15 protein-coding genes are annotated in these 17,457 nt (G+C 66.5%); 11 read left to right on the top strand and 4 right to left on the bottom strand.

What is annotated here, in order from left to right; translation table 11 throughout:
* The first annotated feature begins 97 nt into the window (after positions 1 to 97).
* Complete coding sequence (locus FRC96_RS09845; protein WP_146974322.1) at positions 98 to 295, top strand: ChaB family protein; 198 nt, start codon at positions 98 to 100, stop codon at positions 293 to 295.
* Positions 296 to 447: 152 nt separating this feature from the next.
* The gene (locus FRC96_RS09840; RefSeq protein ID WP_146974321.1) at positions 448 to 1,275 is read left to right on the top strand and encodes a metallophosphoesterase; all 828 of its coding nucleotides are present in this window, start codon (positions 448 to 450) and stop codon (positions 1,273 to 1,275) included.
* Between the two features lie 33 nt (positions 1,276 to 1,308).
* Here the strand turns inward: FRC96_RS09840 and FRC96_RS09835 are convergent, their stop codons facing one another.
* Positions 1,309 to 4,203, bottom strand: coding sequence for an ATP-binding protein (locus FRC96_RS09835; RefSeq protein ID WP_230470088.1), 2,895 nt, complete (start codon positions 4,201 to 4,203; stop codon positions 1,309 to 1,311).
* 258 nt (positions 4,204 to 4,461) lie between these two features.
* Between FRC96_RS09835 and FRC96_RS09830 the strand changes: the two genes are divergently transcribed.
* The 3 genes from FRC96_RS09830 to FRC96_RS09820 all read left to right on the top strand — a co-directional run bounded on the left by FRC96_RS09830 (position 4,462) and on the right by FRC96_RS09820 (position 7,818).
* Positions 4,462 to 5,610 (top strand): hypothetical protein, encoded by a 1,149-nt coding sequence (locus FRC96_RS09830; protein WP_146974319.1) that lies wholly within the window; start codon positions 4,462 to 4,464, stop codon positions 5,608 to 5,610.
* Positions 5,611 to 5,751: 141 nt separating this feature from the next.
* Complete coding sequence (locus FRC96_RS09825) at positions 5,752 to 6,501, top strand: hypothetical protein (RefSeq protein ID WP_146974318.1); 750 nt, start codon at positions 5,752 to 5,754, stop codon at positions 6,499 to 6,501.
* A gap of 99 nt (positions 6,502 to 6,600) precedes the next feature.
* A complete protein-coding gene (locus FRC96_RS09820; protein ID WP_146974317.1) occupies positions 6,601 to 7,818 on the top strand; it encodes a sialidase family protein in 1,218 nt (405 codons plus the stop codon).
* Between the two features lie 51 nt (positions 7,819 to 7,869).
* Here FRC96_RS09820 and FRC96_RS09815 read toward each other — a convergent pair whose 3' ends face one another.
* The 3 genes from FRC96_RS09815 to FRC96_RS22005 form a co-directional block, all read right to left on the bottom strand.
* Positions 7,870 to 8,397 (bottom strand): HugZ family protein, encoded by a 528-nt coding sequence (locus FRC96_RS09815; RefSeq protein WP_146974316.1) that lies wholly within the window; start codon positions 8,395 to 8,397, stop codon positions 7,870 to 7,872.
* Between the two features lie 51 nt (positions 8,398 to 8,448).
* Complete coding sequence (locus tag FRC96_RS09810; RefSeq protein WP_146974315.1) at positions 8,449 to 9,102, bottom strand: DUF6498-containing protein; 654 nt, start codon at positions 9,100 to 9,102, stop codon at positions 8,449 to 8,451.
* Positions 9,103 to 9,220: 118 nt separating this feature from the next.
* Entirely contained in the window at positions 9,221 to 9,364 is a 144-nt protein-coding gene (locus FRC96_RS22005; protein ID WP_230470087.1) for a hypothetical protein, read from the bottom strand.
* A gap of 260 nt (positions 9,365 to 9,624) precedes the next feature.
* Between FRC96_RS22005 and FRC96_RS09805 the strand changes: the two genes are divergently transcribed.
* Genes FRC96_RS09805 through FRC96_RS09780 form a run of 6 tightly spaced genes read left to right on the top strand, consistent with a single transcriptional unit; the run spans position 9,625 to position 17,421 of the window.
* Entirely contained in the window at positions 9,625 to 10,527 is a 903-nt protein-coding gene (locus tag FRC96_RS09805; RefSeq protein WP_146974314.1) for a 1,4-dihydroxy-2-naphthoyl-CoA synthase, read from the top strand.
* Between the two features lie 58 nt (positions 10,528 to 10,585).
* Positions 10,586 to 11,971: an isochorismate synthase gene (locus FRC96_RS09800; protein WP_146974313.1), complete on the top strand. Its 1,386-nt coding sequence runs from the start codon at positions 10,586 to 10,588 to the stop codon at positions 11,969 to 11,971.
* Positions 11,968 to 13,839, top strand: coding sequence for a 2-succinyl-5-enolpyruvyl-6-hydroxy-3-cyclohexene-1-carboxylic-acid synthase (gene menD / locus FRC96_RS09795; protein WP_146974312.1), 1,872 nt, complete (start codon positions 11,968 to 11,970; stop codon positions 13,837 to 13,839). Before FRC96_RS09800 ends, menD begins: the two co-directional genes overlap by 4 nt.
* Positions 13,836 to 14,726 (top strand): 1,4-dihydroxy-2-naphthoate polyprenyltransferase, encoded by an 891-nt coding sequence (locus tag FRC96_RS09790; protein ID WP_146974311.1) that lies wholly within the window; start codon positions 13,836 to 13,838, stop codon positions 14,724 to 14,726. Before menD ends, FRC96_RS09790 begins: the two co-directional genes overlap by 4 nt.
* Positions 14,723 to 15,877, top strand: coding sequence for an o-succinylbenzoate synthase (gene menC, locus FRC96_RS09785; RefSeq protein ID WP_146974310.1), 1,155 nt, complete (start codon positions 14,723 to 14,725; stop codon positions 15,875 to 15,877). The genes FRC96_RS09790 and menC overlap by 4 nt, the downstream gene beginning before the upstream one ends.
* Entirely contained in the window at positions 15,874 to 17,421 is a 1,548-nt protein-coding gene (locus FRC96_RS09780; protein ID WP_146974309.1) for a class I adenylate-forming enzyme family protein, read from the top strand. Before menC ends, FRC96_RS09780 begins: the two co-directional genes overlap by 4 nt.
* The last annotated feature ends 36 nt before the right edge of the window (positions 17,422 to 17,457 follow it).

Genomic DNA, 17,457 nt, shown 5'->3' with positions numbered 1-17,457 from the left:
ACCGTACCGCCCCCAACCGTTGCGACCTCCTCTCTCGCGTCTAGCTTTCGCCCATAGAACTCGCCAGTTTCCGGCACTCTCAGACCAGGAGAATACGATGCCCTACGAGCGAAACGCAGACCTTCCGAAATCCGTGCGCGATAACCTCCCGAAACATGGGCAGGAGATTTATCGCAAAGCGTTTAACAGCGCTTGCGATCAGTACGAGGAGGAGGAGCGCGCCCATAAGGTGGCGTGGTCGGCGGTGAAGACGACCTACGAGAAGTCTGACGGGGAATGGAAGCGTAAGGACTAAAGTGGCGCCCCCGGGCAGTCACGCGATAACCATCGTTATGACAACTCATCGACACACCTCCCTCGCCAAACGTCGGCGGCGCGCGTAGCGTGGTCGTGATTCGAGGCGCCTTTCCGTGCGCCGCCCTGCCCTCCCCCCCCTGCCCTTCATTTATGCCACTGACTCGTCGCACCTTCCTTAAACAACTCGGCACTCTGGCGCTCGCTGCAGGCACCGTGGGCGCGGCGGACCTGCTGCTGGTCGAGCCGGGCTGGCTGGAGGTGACCGGTCACCGCGTGCGGGTGCCGGGCCTGGCCAGGCATCTGCGCGGCTACCGCGTGGTGCAGGTCACCGATGTGCATATGGCGGGTTTTGGCGCGCTGCACGAGTCGATGCTGCGCGCCATCGACCGCTTTGATCCCAACCTGATCGTGCTCACCGGCGATATCATTGAGCGGGGCAGCGAGCTTAACGACTTTGACACCCTCTGCGACCACCTCATGCGCACGGGGCGGCGCGTGGTGGCGACGCTGGGAAACTGGGAGCACCGGGCGGGGTTCGGGGTGGAGGCGATCGCGCAGATGTACCGTCGCCACCGCATCGAGCTCTACGTCAACGAGCACCTCACCTTGCCCGGCGGTGTGGTGCTGGCCTGCACCGACGACTCGAGCTTTGGTCAGGGCGACATCCTCAAGACCTGCCGAAACCTGCCCGCGGGCGACCTTCGTCTCCTTCTCACCCACGCCCCGGGCATCCTGGAGCCCTACCCTGTGGGCGCGCCCCGCTTTGACCTGACGCTCGCCGGCCACACCCACGGCGGCCAGGTGCGCGTCTTCGGCTTCGCGCCGGTGCGCCCCCCGGGGAGCGGGCGCTTTGTGAGCGGCAGCTACCAGACCGAAGCGGGCCTCACCTACGTCAGCCGGGGTATCGGCCTGAGCACCCTGCCCATCCGCCTGGGATGCCGCCCCGAACTTGCGTGTTTTGAGTTCGTTGAAGCCTGAAGACGCGTTCGGCGGATCCGCGCGTCCAGAAAATCAATCGCTGACCTGCTCCACGATCAGCACCCCCTCCGCCACCCGATACCCCACATCATCGGTCACGATGACGTCTCCCAACCCGAGATTCCGCAACATTCGCACCGTGCTGTAGACACGGTTGGCCGCGGAGCGGGGCTCGATGTGCTCGCCGGGCCAGCCGGCAGCGATTACGGCGTCCATATCGGCCGAGGGCTCTCCGGCGCGGGCACGCTCAATGAGCGCGAGCAGCAGGCGGCGCAGGGGCGCGCGGCTGGAGAGGTCGATCGGCTCCCCATCATCGAGGCGCACCGTGTCGCCCCCTTCGCTGACGCGCAGCATGTGCTCGGGGCGCTCGTCGGGCAGCGCGAAGCGCCGACGAGTGGCGCTGGCGAGCTGAAAGGCATGACGCATGTAGACGGTGACAAAGGGGTCTTTGAGCCGGGGCTTCAGCGTCTCGAGCTTCTCCATGGCGTCGTAGAGCATGTGGAAGTCGCCCTGCTCCAGGTGCCAGGCCGCGGCATGAAGCTCAAGGCAGGCCTGCCAGGTATTCGCGAGCATGATCCACCGGGGGTAACTCGACGGGCGGCGAAGCTCGCCGGCCTGGCTCAGCGGTTGGATGCACTCCGGGAGCTGCGCGCGCGCCTCGACGATCTTCGGATCTTCAGGCGACTGCGACACACGGTAGAAGAGTTGGTACGCAGAGATGATCCCCACATGCACCTGCGAGCCCACGCGCTCGGCACGCGCCAGAGCCCGTTGGCTGATCGCGGGGAACGCGTCGGTGTCGCCGCGCTCCCAGGCGCAGAGGACGGCCTGATTGTCGGCGATGAGCGCGCTGTAGTCCTGCGCGTGGGCGTCGCAGAGGCTGATGGCATGGTCGATCAGCTCGCTTGCCTCCTCCACACGGCCCGCCGCCATCGCATAGGTTGCCCGTGAGGATGCGTTGCGGGCGCGCAGCACAGCGAGCCCCATCTGAGCGCAGCCTCGGTCGAGCTCGGCGCTGATCGCCAGGGCCCGGTCCATGTCGCCGAGGTAGTAGTTCAGGAGGGCCTGATAGTAGGTCAGGTTGAGCACATTGGTGCGGTAGCCATGGGCCTGCTGGGCGTCGATCGCCTCGCGCAGCACACCCAGCGCCGCGCCGGTTTTGCCCTGCTCATGAAGTGCGACGGCCCATCCGACGCTGATGCGCGCGCGATAAAAGATATGCGTATGTTGATGGCTGGCCTCGTAGGCCACGCGCAGGCGTTGCACCGCCTCGTTGAGCATCGCTTCGGCGTCGGCTTTGTCGCGAAAGTACCCCAGGCGCGCGCTGTTGAGCTGGTAGCGTCCCCGCTCATGCTCGAGGTTGAGTTCGACAAATGGCTCTCCCGGCGTCTCGGAGACGGAGAGCAATGCTTCCCCGGACTCTCGCATCTGCCCCAGGTCCGCGAGGATCAGCCCCCGCTCCAGTATCACCTCGGCAGAAGACGGGCACTCCAGGCGGCATTCGACCTCGTCGGCGTGATCGCCATGATCGGCGATGAGTGATTGAGAGGTCTCAACGGCCTCCAGCGCGCTGTTGAGCCGACCGGCGGTGCGCAAAATCCGCGCGCGAATCAAGGCCTCGCGCGCGCTCATCGGGAGCTCCGGGTGCAGCGCACGAATCGACTCAAAACGCTCCAGATAAGCCCCCAGAAGCCCCCGCACCTCGAAGGTCGGGAGCATCGCATAGAGCAGCCGCCGCGCTCGCCAGGGAGCATGAGGGCAAAGGCGATCGACCGCCGCGCTGAGGTTGGTCGAGGCCATCAAGAGCCGATGAAGTGCGCGCTCCCCCTGCGGGCCACGAACCCGGCCGTCGAGCTCCGTAGCGAGCCGCTCGTAGTAGTCGCTATGTCGCTCCGACGCGTCCTCCAAAAGCTGCGCGTCGACATGTTCGCGGCCATAGTCCGCAATGCTCTCCAGCAGGCGAAAGCTCAGCTCGCCACGGGCTTCATCGTGACGGGTCTCGACAAGCGATTTCAGAACAAGCGACTGCAGCACATCGCCGACCCAGGCCTGCTCGTCGCCGGTGTGCACGATGGCTTCCGCCGCCTCCAGGTCGAAGGGGCCGGCGAAGACCGCACACTGGGAGAGCACTCGCCGCTCAACCTCGTCGAGGAGCTCCCAGGACAGGCCGATCGCCTCGCCAAGCGCGCGTCGGGAGCGCTCCCCGGGTCCGTGAGCGGGGCGCAGGATCTGAAAGCGTTTCTCCAGGCGTTGCAGCAGCCCCTCGGTGGACACGATCGTCTGCCGGGCGGCCGCCAACACGATGGCCAGCGGGAGATGGTCCAGGCGCTCGAGCAGAGCGTCGAGGACGCCCTCAGGAACCGCCTGGGGATCGTAGCCCTGGCGAGCGCGCTGTGCCGCGTCCACAAACAAGGCGCGCGCATCCTCCGGCGACAGTGGTGAGAGCTGAAACGCCTGCACCGGCGCATCGGGAAGCACCACCCGCGAGGTGAGCACGACGCGAAGTTCGGCGCAGTCCGACACCCGTCGGAGAAGCGCATTCACATCGGAGGCGACCCGGTCCGCATCGTCGATGACGAGCAAGAGCCGCCCTCGCTCCCGCAGCACGTGCGCGATTTGTTGGAGAACCCCCTCACGCTCGAACTCCGTCACCGGTGCCAGCCCTAACGCATGCACGAGCGCATCGAAAAACGAGGCGCCGGGGCGGGCCGCCCGGGCATCGACCCATGCGACCGGAGCGGGCGTCTTCTCGGTGGAGGTCGCCCAGCGCTCAGCCGCACGATCCGCAAGATGGGACTTGCCCACGCCGGGTGGGCCGTACACCGCCACACGCGCAGCGGGCTCCTGCAGCATCGTCACGAGCGCTTCGGTCTCACGCGCTCGAATCATCGTATGTGGTGCTCTGCTCGTGTCGGATGACGTGGTCATCTCCGCTCCCGTGACTGCGGCGCGCCCCTGCTCTCGGTCCCCACAGCGCGTCCTGAACGTCGAGCGCGCATCATACGCCATGGCGATGCGCAGGCAACGGCGCCTCGCCGCGCGCCGAAACAATTCGAGGACCGCACCCCTGATTTCAGGCGATTGCGCGAGATTTCAGACGAACTTCAGTGGTGTGTGACTCGGCCCTTTGCTAGCGCTGGGGTAGGAATAAGCTGGCCGCATGACCTGAGACCGCCGAGGCACCGCATGAAGCGCAAGTACCCTGTAGGGATTCATCTGATATGTCTAACGCTGGCCTGTTCCCTGCCTGGCACCGGGTGCGGCGACGTAGCGGACCGCCCCCTTCCCTCCTCAGACCGTGCCACGCCGGATGCACCGCAGCATCCCCGATGCGCCGAGACTGAAACCGACTGCGACGACCGTGCCACCACAACCTTTCAGGGGCGCTATCACGAGATCTTCGTCTCGAGCGACGCCAGCGCGATCTATGCCGTGGGGCGTAGCGACGATGAACTCCGGCTCTTTCGCGCGCCTATCGCCTCGACGCTGATCTGGGAAGACCTTCCCCTTCCTGAAGCGATGGTGCACCAGACCGGGGCGCACCTTGCATCGATCTATGAAGCTGACGATGCGCTCCTGATGGCGACGCGAGAGCACGGGGCCTGGCGGCGTTCGGCGTCAACCGGCACCTGGGCGCGCTTTCATCCCGAGTTTGTCCCGGAGCAGGGCCGAATCACCCGCATCACGTCGCATCAGGGGCACCTTCTGGCCTACGTGGTCTACACGCCGCAGGTCGACGAAGCCTCGACGACGAGCTCGCAGCCTCATGTTCAGGTCTGGTCGGCACCCGCCACATCGCGGCTTGAAGGCGATTGGGAGTTGAAGCACGAGGCGGTCCACATGCTCATCGACTACCTGCCTCAACACGCCACCACGGTGCGCTCCACGATGTACGGCACCGTCGAGATCGCCCAATCACCGACCAGCCCCTGGGAACAACTCGACGAGCTCTCGGGTCACGCCAACCCGCGCCTCGCGGCGTGGGGCGAGGGCCTGGCGGTGGTGAGTCAGGCCGAAGTCTGGCGAAGCGATGCTGATTCCCGGCGTTGGGAGAAGGTCAGCGACACCGGCGCCTGGGACTTCGCCCGCGCCGGCGACAACCTCGTGCTGAGCCACCCGAACCAGACGTTGACCATGCTCCACCCTGACGGCCAACACCAGGCGCTTCCGCCGCTCCCCGGTGACCCTCATCGCCCCGCCGAAGTCGCCGCCAGCGGCGACGCAGTCTTCGCGACCGCCTACGACGCGTTCGTCTACCGGCTCGCCGCTGATGGCAGCACCTGGGAGCGGCTCTCGCCCGGTGTCGATCAGAACACGGTCCGGGATTTCAGATAGATCGGCCTGAGCTCCGCATCGTTTCAGGGGCTTTTCGTGGGAACTCGCCAGGGGGCTTGAGAGGCTTGATGCAGGTCGGGAGGTTCCCGGCCCGGTCTGTTCAAGACCTTAAGAACTCGACACGTTCCGAGGAGTTCCACGATGCTTACCCCAACGCTTGATCCACGCTCCGCCCTGCCCGGCCGATCCTCGCCATTGCTCGTCACGTTGATTCTCGTGGGCTGGCTGGCGGGTTGCGGCAACGACGAGGGCAGCCCTCCCGATTCGCCTTCGTTGGAGATGAACGAGCCGGATGTCGAGGTCGACCCCGACACGTCCGCCCCTCAACCTGACGTTGACCCGAGCGACCCTCGATCCCCCGATCAGACGCTGCGCGTGCTCCACAGCACGCACGCCTGGGGCGCTCCCCGGGGACCAATGGGAGGCGACTTCGCCGACGTGTGGTCGACCTCCCGAGGCTACTTCGCCCTGGAACGCGGCGCACACCGCCCGGCTTCGCTCTGGTACTCCGAGGAGGGCCGCGCCTGGTCGCAGGTCGCCACCTCGCGAGATGTCTCTGCGATTCGAGAGGTCATTGCGCATGATGGCGAAGTGTACGCCTTTGGCGCCGACGTGCTCGCATCCGACGATGGCCAGTACTTTGAGCCCATTGAGATCGACGGCATCAACGCCGTCGATGTTCTGGCGGCTCGCATCTTCGAGGACGCGCTCTACCTGAGCCTGCGAACGCCCGGCTTCACCTCACGCATCGTGCGCCTCGACGCCGAGGGCATCACCACGGTTGCCGAGAACCTGCCGGTGCTGGCCAGCGACTTTATTATTGACGGCAACCGCCTGCTCGTCACCGAAGGCAGCTACCACGGTGGCGTTTATACTGGCGAGTTGGGCTGAGAGGTCTGGACGCCCGCGCACACCCCTTCGCACCTCGTTGAGGGAGGGCTCGATCTTCACCTGACCCCGCAGGGGTATCTGGCGACCTCCTCAGAGGGGGTGTGGTTCTCGGAGGATGGCGCGAGCTTTGAGACGACGCTTGGCCAGCACGCTGCTCAAGCCGCCATCGCCCACGACCGGCTCTACTTCGGCACGCTGGAACCCTGGGGCTACGTAGCCCACGTCGATCTTGAGGCGCTTGCTGGTGACGCCGCCAACGCCCACGTCAGCTACCTTGAACCCATGCACGTCGACGGCTTCCAACTCGTAAGCGATGGCAGCTCGGTGGTGGGCGCGGCGATGGGCGCCGGACTTTTTGCTCATGATCCTGGCAGCGATCGCATGGTCAATGTCAGCCCGCTTCGACGAGCACTTCAGGAGGTTGAGAGCGCCGGGGGAGGCGCGTGGGTGGTGGGCGATGGGGAGCTCTTCGTTGCGGAAGATAACCTGACGGAAAACCCGATGTGGGTGCACCTCGCCAGCGACGAACATCAGTTTGAGCGCATCGCGGCGCTGCCAGGGGCGCTCTTCACGCTGACCCGCGACAACCTCTTCGTCCCCCTCTTCGATGACGGCTCTCAGTGGCGCATGGGCCAGAGTGTGGCGCTGGGCAAAGGCCGCGCTTCGGCCTTGCATGTGATCGGCGACGAGGTCTGGGCGGGGTTTGCGCCGGTGACGCTCTACGGTGAGATGGACATCGCCCTCCACGGGGGCGGACTTTTCGTCGCGGATCGTTTTGCGGAGCGCCCCACCGACTGGTCGCAGCCTGACGGCGGGCTCCCCGACCTTGCGCCGGGCCGTGGCACCCCGCCGGTCTATGCGCTCTTTGCCGACGAGGTGCAGGCGATCGTTGTGGGTCAGGGCGGCATCTTCCTCCAGGCCGACGATCGGTGGGTTGCCGCCAGCGATGACGCCGGCCTGAACGCCGACGCGCTGCACATCGGCCAGGTCTGGCTGGCCGGCACGCCCGGGGGAATCTACCTGGCGACCACCACGCAGAGCGGCAGCGAGCTTCGACGCTCCCTCGATGGCGGCAGCACCTGGGAGTTGGTCCGCTCGGGCTCACCACTGGGACGCATCACCACGATGGCAGCCCTGGAAGGCGCCTTGTTAATCGCCAACGAGAGCGGCGTCTTCAACATTAGCGCAGACGGCATTCTCATGCCCCTTGGCGCCTCCTCGCCAGCGGGCAGGATCGAGGCGTTGACCGTCAACGGATCGACGATCCTGGCCGCGGGGAGCCACGGCCTTCAGTCCATTGAGCTCGAGTCGTACTGAGTGAGCTCGTCGCCGAAGGGCCGCGCAGTGTGGGCCCTTCGGTGATTTGGGCTAGTCATCGCCGGAGATTGTCTTGCCCTCAGATGGCGAGTGTTTTGTGAGGTCGCGCCACAGCTCGTTATCGATCCACCCCATCCGCCCGAACCCCGCGATAAAACGCACGCGCTCTACGCCCAACCTGTAAAAGTTGAAGTCGGCAAAGCCCACGTAGCCCTTCGCCTGCGGGTGCACCTCCAGATAACGCGCCCTGGCCTCCTGCGCCTTATCGTCGGCCAAAGGCTCGATGCGCCCCTGAAAGCTCGCGCGGCCCCGCTCCAGAACTTCGCCTTTCCCTTCCGTGGCAGCGACCACCAGCGAGACCCGGTCGTCGGCGCGCAGGTTTCGGGTATGCTCGGCCAGATCGCTCAGCAGCAAGAGGAGGTCCCCCTCCTCAAGCCCCGCCACATCCACCACCGACGCGTAGGGGAACCCGTTCTCCGCGCTCAACGTCGCCAGCACACCGTGGCGGGCGTCGCGCAGCAGCGTGCGGGCCTCCTCGGCCAGCTCATTAAGCGCGCCTGCTTCCTTCTCCCTCACCATCTCATAACCTCCTTACATCGGGGCAACCCGGGCTCAACCCTTACCTTCACGTCAACGCGTGGCTGCGACTTTCGCACCTTCGGCCGATTCGCTCGCCACGCCCTCCTGACCTTTCACCTTCGACTGCAAGGGGAAAAAGTACACCACGTAGACCACAATGAAGATCCACAGTGGCGAGAGATCGAGGAACGCGGCGCCCGCGAAGAAGAAGATCAGCAGATGCATGCGAACCACGTTCGCGTAAGGCGCCATAGGCTCGAAGTGACGGACGGAGTGCAAAAGCCGCTCTCGCTCGCCAAACGCAAGCATAAGCACAAAGGGGAGCATCGAAGGCAGATACGCCCACACGAGCTGCGGCGAAGGCTCCTCGGCCAGGGGCAAGAACGCCCAGACGAAGACGGCGTGGATGGCGTGAAACATCCCGAAATGAATGCTGAAGAACACGATCATCGCCACCGCCTTTGCCACCCGAAAGAGCGGACCCGGCACCCCATAATCCTCGATCGGCTCCGGCCAGATGGCGTCGTGAAGGATCATCGTGAACAACGTGCCGCCCCCCACCAGCAGGCTGGCGAGCCAGAGGCTCCACACCAGCTCCTCGGCGCGCCACTCGCTGTAGAGCGCCAGCCCCAACCCGAACGCAAACGCCAGGAGATCCATCACAATGGTGCGGAAGGGTTTCAGCCGCAGCGCGACAGCGTTCATGCGTGCCTCAGAGGTCAAAACGTACGTCGAAATCGCCAGATCACAGCCACCATAGCGCCAGATGCGCCTCAGTACGACGCGTGTTCGCGGGCAATGCATCATTTATAGCGCCATCGACTCAGAGGACACTGCCCTTTGGAAGTTCTTCCTCCGGAGGAAGTTCGTCCGGCAGCAGCCGGCGTAAGAAGAGCTCCGGCTCCTTCGGCGGCGGCAAGTCCGGAGGCGGCGGGGCCGGCTCCAGCTGGTAGACTCGCCAACCCACGTCATCCCCACGTGCCCCCCGACGCTGAGCCGCCCCCACCCGAGGGCGGCTCAGCGCCCTTCAGGCTGCGCAGCGCCTTCCTCACCTGAGCAGCACATCGCGGGGAATGCCACGGTGTTCAAACCGTTTTGAACACGACCGAGATCGTGGTAATCCCTCCCCGATCCGGGCCGCCTGCGCGCGCCCTCGAAACGACGCCGAGACGCCATCTACGTGCTCGGCCTCATCTGCATAATGACGTTGCCAGTGGAGCTGTTGCCATGATCTCCGACATCTTTGATCCCGACGCCTGGGCCCCCGTCGAGGGCTTTGACTTTCAGGACATCACCTACCACCGCGCGGTGGACCAGGGCACGGTGCGCGTGGCCTTCAACCGGCCCGAGATCCGCAACGCGTTTCGCCCCCAGACTGTCGATGAGCTCTTCACGGCGCTGGAGCACGCCCGTCAGTCGGCCGACGTCGGCTGCGTGCTCATCACCGGAAACGGCCCCTCGCCAAAAGACGGCGGCTGGGCCTTCTGCTCCGGCGGCGACCAGGCCGTCCGCGGCAAAGATGGCTACCAGTACGCCGGTCGAGAGCTGGCTGACGACCCCGTCGCCCGCGCCCGCCTCGGTCGCCTGCACATCCTGGAGGTGCAGCGCCTGATCCGCTTCATGCCCAAAGTGGTCATCGCCGTGGTGCCCGGCTGGGCGGTCGGCGGCGGCCACAGCCTGCACGTGGTCTGCGACATGACCATCGCCAGCAAAGAGCACGCTGTCTTCAAACAAACCGACCCCGACGTCGCCAGCTTTGATGGCGGCTACGGCTCCGCGCTGCTCGCCCGCCAGATCGGCCAGAAGCGCGCCCGCGAGATCTTCTTCCTGGGCCTGAATTACAGCGCCGACGAGGCCTTCCAGATGGGCATGGTCAACGAAGTCGTACCCCACGCCGAGCTGGAGAAGCGTGCGCTCGAGTACGGCAAGCTCATCAACTCCAAGAGCCCCACCGCCATGCGCATGCTCAAGTACGCCTTTAACCTCCCCGACGAGGGGCTCGTCGGCCAGCAGCTCTTCGCCGGCGAAGCCACCCGACTCGCCTACGGCACCGAAGAGGCGCAGGAGGGGCGCGATGCATTTTTGGAGAAGCGCCCGCAGGACTACACGAAGTTTCCCTGGCATTTCTGAGGTTGAGGGCGCCCCGACGCGCCCGTTCTTCCAGGCTCATTGAGCCCCGGTGTACCCGATGTCCACCCACGCATCCCAGCAACCCGCGGACGGCTCCGCTGCGCGCCTGCGCCTAACATCGCAGATTGTCGGGGACGATCTCTGCCTGGCGGAGATCTTTGAACGTGCCCGCACACGCACCCGGGCCGTTTATATGCGCCTTCCGTTCAGCGAGGCTGAAGGTGGCGACGAACTCGTGGGCCTGGGATGCGCGTGGGAGGCCGTCTTCGGCGACACAGACGAGGGGAGCGGGTTTGCGTCCGCTCACGAGGCTTTGCGCGCGTTTGATGCGATGGAGGGCGATGTCGCCGATGCGCGCCTCTTCGCGTATGCCGCGTTCGATCCCCCATACACTTCACAGGATGACCCCACCTGGAGCGCGTTCAAGCGCCGGGCCCTCTACCTCCCTGAGCTCGTGCTTGTGCGCAGCGGCTCACAGCTCGTCGCGCTGACGGCGCACGGAGACGACGAGTCGCACACCGTGCTCGCACAGTGGCTGGCACGCCTTGGAGACGCTCCCGGTCCTGACCAACGCCCGGAGCCTGCCGCGCCGCGGCTGCCTCGTGATCTTCAAGACGAGGAGGCGCGCTTTACCGCCAACGTCTCCAACTTCGTCGCACGTGCGCGCGATACGTCCTCGATCCTCGAGAAGATCGTCTACGCCCGCCGCGCGACGGTTGAGCGCTCTTCTCCTGTGGCACTCGACCGACTCATCACCGCGCTCAACGCCGAGTTTTCCGCGTGTGCGACCTTCGCGCTGAGCCCCCACCCCGGCGCTCCGACCTTCATCGGCGCCACCCCCGAGACGCTGGTGAGCGCCCACCGGGGCCAACTTCAGACGATGGCGCTCGCGGGCACCACCCGGGGGCGAAGCACACCGCAGAGCCCGGAGCGCGCCGCAGCCGAAGAGGAGCTCCTGCGCAGCGCCAAAGATCGCCACGAGCACCGAGTCGTTGTCGACATGATCACCTCCAGCCTGGCTCGCCACGGGGCTCGGCCCACGTGTGACGAAACCCCGCGGATCCGACGGCTTGCCAACGTCTCGCACCTCGAAACGCCGATTCGCGCCGAGCTCACCAAATCCTTCGGGCTTCTGGAGGCCATCGACGCCCTGCACCCGACGCCCGCCGTCTGCGGTCAACCGCGTCAGGCGGCCCGCGAACGTATCGCCGCCGAGGAAGGCTTTGATCGCGGGCTCTACGCCGGCCCCTTCGGTGTGATGACCCCTGCCGGCGAAGGACGCATCTTCGTGGCGCTGCGCTGCGGGCTTGTGCAGCACAAGCGCGCCCTGCTCTTCGCCGGCGCGGGCATCACCGCCGAGAGCGACCCTCAGATCGAGTGGGCCGAGACCCATCAAAAACTCGCCGCGCTGCATAACGCGCTCGCCAGCGAGGACGCGTCATGAACACCGCACCGTCCTCCTGGCCCAACATCAACACGCTGTGGGCATACGCTCTGGTCGACGAGCTGGCGCGATGTGGGCTGAAACACGTCTGCATCAGCCCAGGCTCGCGCTCGACACCGCTCGTGGTGGCGTTTGCCAACCACCCGGACATCGACGACATCTCCATCATCGATGAACGCCAGGCGGCCTTCGTGGCCCTGGGGTTAAGCCTCGCAAGCAGCACACCCGTCGCGCTCGTGTGCACCTCGGGCACCGCCGCCGCCCACTACTATCCGGCCCTCTGCGAGGCTTCGAGCTCCGGCGTGCCTCTGATCGTGCTCACTGCGGATCGCCCCCCTAACCTCCATGACACCGGCGCTCCCCAGGCCCTGGACCAGACGCGGCTCTTCGGCACTCACGTGCGCTGGTTTCACCAGGTCGCCGAACCCGAACCCACCTCGGAGAAGTTGCGTTACCTGCGCGCGCTGGCCTGCCGCGCCTACCAGCGTGCAGGCGGCCCCGACGCCGGCCCGGTACACCTCAACCTCCCCTTCCGAAAGCCCCTGGAGCCCACTGCACTTCCGGAGGGCCACCGCGACGCGGTGCCCGCTGCGCTCGCTGCAAACGCCCCGTACGCTGTCGCGGGACGCCCCGACAACACGCCCTACCTGCGCACACCGCCCACACAGGCCGTCCTCGATGACGCCACGAGCGACACGATCGCTGGCCTGCTCGCGAACGCGGAGCGCCCCCTCATCCTGGCCGGCGCCGACCACCGGGGTAACGCCTACGCCGCCGCGCTGATCGAGCTCGCACAGCGGCTGGGCGCGCCCCTCATCGCCGAGCCCACCTCCGGCGTGACACGTCACGCCGAGCTCCACGACGCCCCCCTGCACTTCGGCGACGCGATCTTCGCAAGCCCTCTGATCGCGCGTCTCGGCAAACCCGACCTCGTGCTGCGCACCGGCAAAGCCCCCCTGGGTTGGGCGGCCGCCCGGGCGGTGAGAACCTGGCCCCTCGCCACCACGATCCTTCTCTCGCCAGACGCCGACCCCTCCGATCCCGATCAGCTGGCGAGCTGGCACCTTAAGGCTGATCCCACTGCAACTCTGCGCGCCTTCAATCAACGCCTGAACGCGACGCAGAGGACCGCAACGCCCGGCGAGTCCCCCTGGCTCCACGCCTTCCGCTCAGCTGAAGCCGACGCCGAAGCGTCGCTCCAGACCGCACTGGAGCGCTTCCGCCTGGCACGCCCCGATGCGCCGCTCACCGCCCCGGAGATCTGGAGCATTCTGGGAGATCGGCTCCCGGAACACAGCGCGTTGATGGTCTCCAACAGCATGCCCATCCGCGACGTGGACGCCTGGATGGGCAGACGCCGCGCCCCGCTGCAGATCTTTTTTAATCGCGGCGTCAATGGCATCGACGGCATCGTCGCCACCGGACTCGGGGTCGCCCTGGCGCGCCGCGCCGCCGGCCTTGAGGCGCCCACCATCATCGCGCTGGGCGACGTCGCGCTCCGACACGATCTCTCCGCCCTGGCGCTGGCACGAGAACTCGATCTTCCCGTGCTGGTGCTCGTCATGGACAACGAGGGCGGCGCGATCTTCGACGAGCTCCCGATCGCCGACTTCCCCGACGTGCACACCCGACACTTTCTCACCTCCGCGCGCGCCGACGTCACGCGCAGCGCGCCCTCGGCCACGCGCCTCGTCGAGGCGACCTCGCCAGACGACTTGGCCAGCGCGCTGAAGGCCTACACCGACGCTCCAGCCTTTCAGGTGCTCGTTGCGCGCAGCGACCGCGAGGTGGACCGCGACCTGCGTGCCGCGCTCCGCGCCGACGCCGCAACCCACATCGATCACGGCTCCCAGGGAGACCTCTCATGACCTCCTCCTCCCCCTCCACGCTTCACTCCTGGCTTTTGGCCTCGCGCCCCAAGACACTCGCAGCGGCGGCGGTCCCTGTTGTGGTCGGGAGCGCGGTGGCCTACGGGCAAGACCTCTTCGCGCCCGGTCCGGCCCTCGCTGCCCTGGTGGGCGCCGGGCTCATCCAGATCGGCACCAACTTCGCCAACGACTACTTCGACGCCAAAAGCGGCGCCGACAATGAAAACCGCCTCGGGCCCACCCGCGCCGTTCAGGCCGGGCTGCTCACCCCCAACGCCATGAAGTGGGCCACCGCCCTGACCTTTCTGGCCGCCGCGCTCGTCGGCCTCTACCTCATCGGCATCGGCGGCTGGCCCATCCTGATCATCGGCATCGCCTCCATCCTCTCCGGCATCGCGTACACCGGCGGGCCTTACCCGCTGGGTTACAACGGGCTGGGCGATCTCTTCGTCTTCATCTTCTTCGGCCTCATCGCCGTCACCGCCACGCATTACGTGCAGGCGCTGAGCTTTTCGCTCGAAGCCCTCATCGCGTCGATCCCCATCGGGCTCCTCTCGACTGCGATCCTCATCGTCAACAACTACCGTGACGTCGACACCGACCGCGTCGCCGGCAAAAACACCCTCGCTGTGAGACTCGGAAAGGCCGTCACGCGTAAGCAATACGCCGGTGTCGTGCTCGCCGCCTATCTGGTGCCCGTGGTTCAGGTCGCTGCGGGGCTCTCCCAGGCCTGGGTGCTCCTGCCGCTGGTAAGCCTGCCCCTTGCCATGAAGTGCATCCGCGCCCTGGGCGAACTGGAAGGCAGCGCGCTCAACGCCTTGCTCGCCAGAACCGCAGGTCTGCTCACCGTCTTCGGCGTGCTCTACGCCATCGGGTTCGCGCTATGAACGACGCCATCCTCACACCCCTCTTCGAAGATCCGCAGCTCTCGTGGGAGCGCGTCGAGCTCCCCCTGATGGTGCCCATTCGCACCAGCTCGGCGACCTACGAAAAACGCGACGTGCTCGCGTTGCGGCTGCGCGCGACCGTCGCCGGCGAGCCGGTGGAAGGGTTCGGGGAATGCTCGCCATTGCCGGAGTGGTCGGCGGAGACGATCTCGGAGGTTGAGCTCGCGCTGCGCGGGCTGACCCGGAACCCTGCGTTTCAGGAGGGGATCGGCCTCGCTGCAGAGCGCCTCGACGCCGCCCTTGGCAACCTGGCTGGCATGCCCACCCTGCGTTTTGGCATGGAACTGGCCATGCTCGACGCGCTCGCTCGTCAGCGGCGCGTCCCGCTGGCCACCCTCTTCGCGGGCGATGCGCCTGTGGATCTGACCTACGGCGTCCGCCTCCAGTCCACCCACGCTCTGGACCCGCCGGCCATCACCGCCGGCCGTGTCCGCGTCTCGGTGGGAGACAGCACGCGCGCCGCCAAGTTAAAAGTCGGTCTCGACCCGCTGGAAACCGACGTCGAGCGCATTCGATTGGTGAGGGAGAAATGCCCCAACGCCGCCATCCGCCTCGACGCCAACCGCGCCTTCTCTTTCGAGCAGGCGCTCGCGTTCGCCGAGGCGGTCGCCCCCTTCAACATCGACTTCCTCGAAGAGCCGGTCGCCTGCGAGAGCGTTGAGGAATTCGCCGAGCTCAGCGCGAAGAGCGCGGTGCCTATCGCCGCCGATGAGTCCTGCACCCCGCCCTCCTTCGCCCGCGAGCTCATCGCGGCCCGCGCCGTCAATACGCTCGTCCTCAAGCCGATGAGCCTGGGCGGGCTTCTTCCCACCCTCGAGCTCATCGAGCTCGCCGAGCGCGCCGGTCTGCGCGTGGTGATCAGCAACCTCATCGAGAGCGCGATCGGCCGCAGAGCCGCCGCCCACCTCGTCGCAGGCAGCGCTCACTTCAAGGCGCTCGAAGGAAGCCACGGTCTCATCACAGGCAACTGGCTCAAAGAAGACCTCGCCAGCGAACGCGACAAAAACCTCGGCGGCACTCTGCGCCTCGACGACGCCCCCGGGCTGGGGTTTGTGCCCCTCCCCTTTGCCTCCGGCAAGGAGTCGCCGTGACCACCGTGCCCATCGCCTCCCAATGGCTGGACACCGCAGCCAGAGAGCACCCCGAACGCCTCGCCATTGTGGCGGGAAGCGTCTCGCTCACCTACGCTCAGCTCCACACTCGAGTCGTAGAACGCGCCGGTCGCCTGGCCGGAGCGGGCATCGCCCCGCGCAGTCGCGTCGCGCTCATCGCCGAGAACAGCCTGGACTGGCTGCTCGCGGCACACGCCATCCTGATGTCCGGCGCAACCCTGGTGCCCCTGCATCACCAGGCGACCGCAGACGATCTCCGCACGCAACTCGACATCGTGCCCGTCGGCCTCGTTCTCTGCGGCGACCAGGTCGACCTCCCCGAGGGGCTCGACACCCCGATCGCCCCGCTGAGCAGCCTCCACCACCTCACACCCGAGACGGTGAACGCGCGCTCCTTCGAGCAAAGCCCCGCCGCAGAACAACGCGTTGAGACCGAAGAGACCCTCGTCATTCTTTTTACCTCGGGCACCACAGGCACCCCGCGCGCCGTTCCTCTGAGCGCCGCGAACATCTACGCCAGCGCAATGGCTTCCGCCGAGCGCCTGGGCTGTGAGGACAACGACCGTTGGCTCTGCTGCCTGCCGCTGTGCCATATGGGCGGGCTCGCCACGATGCTTCGCTGCCTGATCTACGCTACGACCCTGGAGCTCGCTGAAGACGCCGACGTGAGCAGCATCGCCTCGCTTCTGACCACGCGCCCGATCACCCTCTTAAGCCTCGTGCCCACGCAGGTGCACCGACTACTCGCTGCGCACTCCACCCCCCTGAAGACCGCCCTGCGCGCGGTCCTCGTCGGCGGTGGCCCGGTGGATGCACAGGATCTTCGTGCGGCGCGCGACATCGGCCTGCCTGTGCTTCCCACCTACGGGATGAGTGAGGCCGCAAGCCAGATCACCACACTCCCTCTCGAGGCCCCCCGGGATGCGTTAGATAGCGCCGGGAAGCCGCTCTCCGGCACCGAGCTCCGCATCACCCTGGACGATGGCTCAATCGCCGCGCCAGGCCAACCCGGCGCCATAGAAGTGCGCGGCCCCACGCTCACCCGGGGCTACCTCAACGACGACGCCGCGCCGCTCTTCGATGATGAGGGCTGGATGCGCACAGGCGACGTTGGCCACCTCGACGCACGCGCTTACCTCTACATCCATCACCGCGCCTCCGAGCGCATCGTCTCCGGTGGTGAGAACATCGATCCCACCGAGGTCGAACGCGTCCTGCGCGACCACCCTGCCATCGCAGACCTCGCCATCTTCGCACTCGACCACCCGGAGTGGGGCCAGCAACTCTGCTGCGCGCTTGTGCCCGCACACGACCCCATCCGACCGGCCAAAGATCACCCTGCGGCAACGATCGAGCACATGGATACGCCCCTGGTCCAGAGCCTGCGCGAGCACTGTCGCAGCCGCCTCGCACCTTTTAAGATCCCCCGGCGCTGGTTTCTCACCGACGCCATCCCCCGCACGCCCAGCCAGAAGGTGCGCCGTCGCAGGCTCGCGGAACTGGCGACGCGTGTCGGTCAGTAAATCCCCCCTTAGTCGTCTTACCCCCTGAGGTCACCC

Source organism: Lujinxingia vulgaris (assembly GCF_007997005.1).
Lineage (GTDB): Bacteria > Myxococcota_A > Bradymonadia > Bradymonadales > Bradymonadaceae > Lujinxingia.
This window is presented reverse-complemented; position numbering and strand designations above follow the sequence as displayed.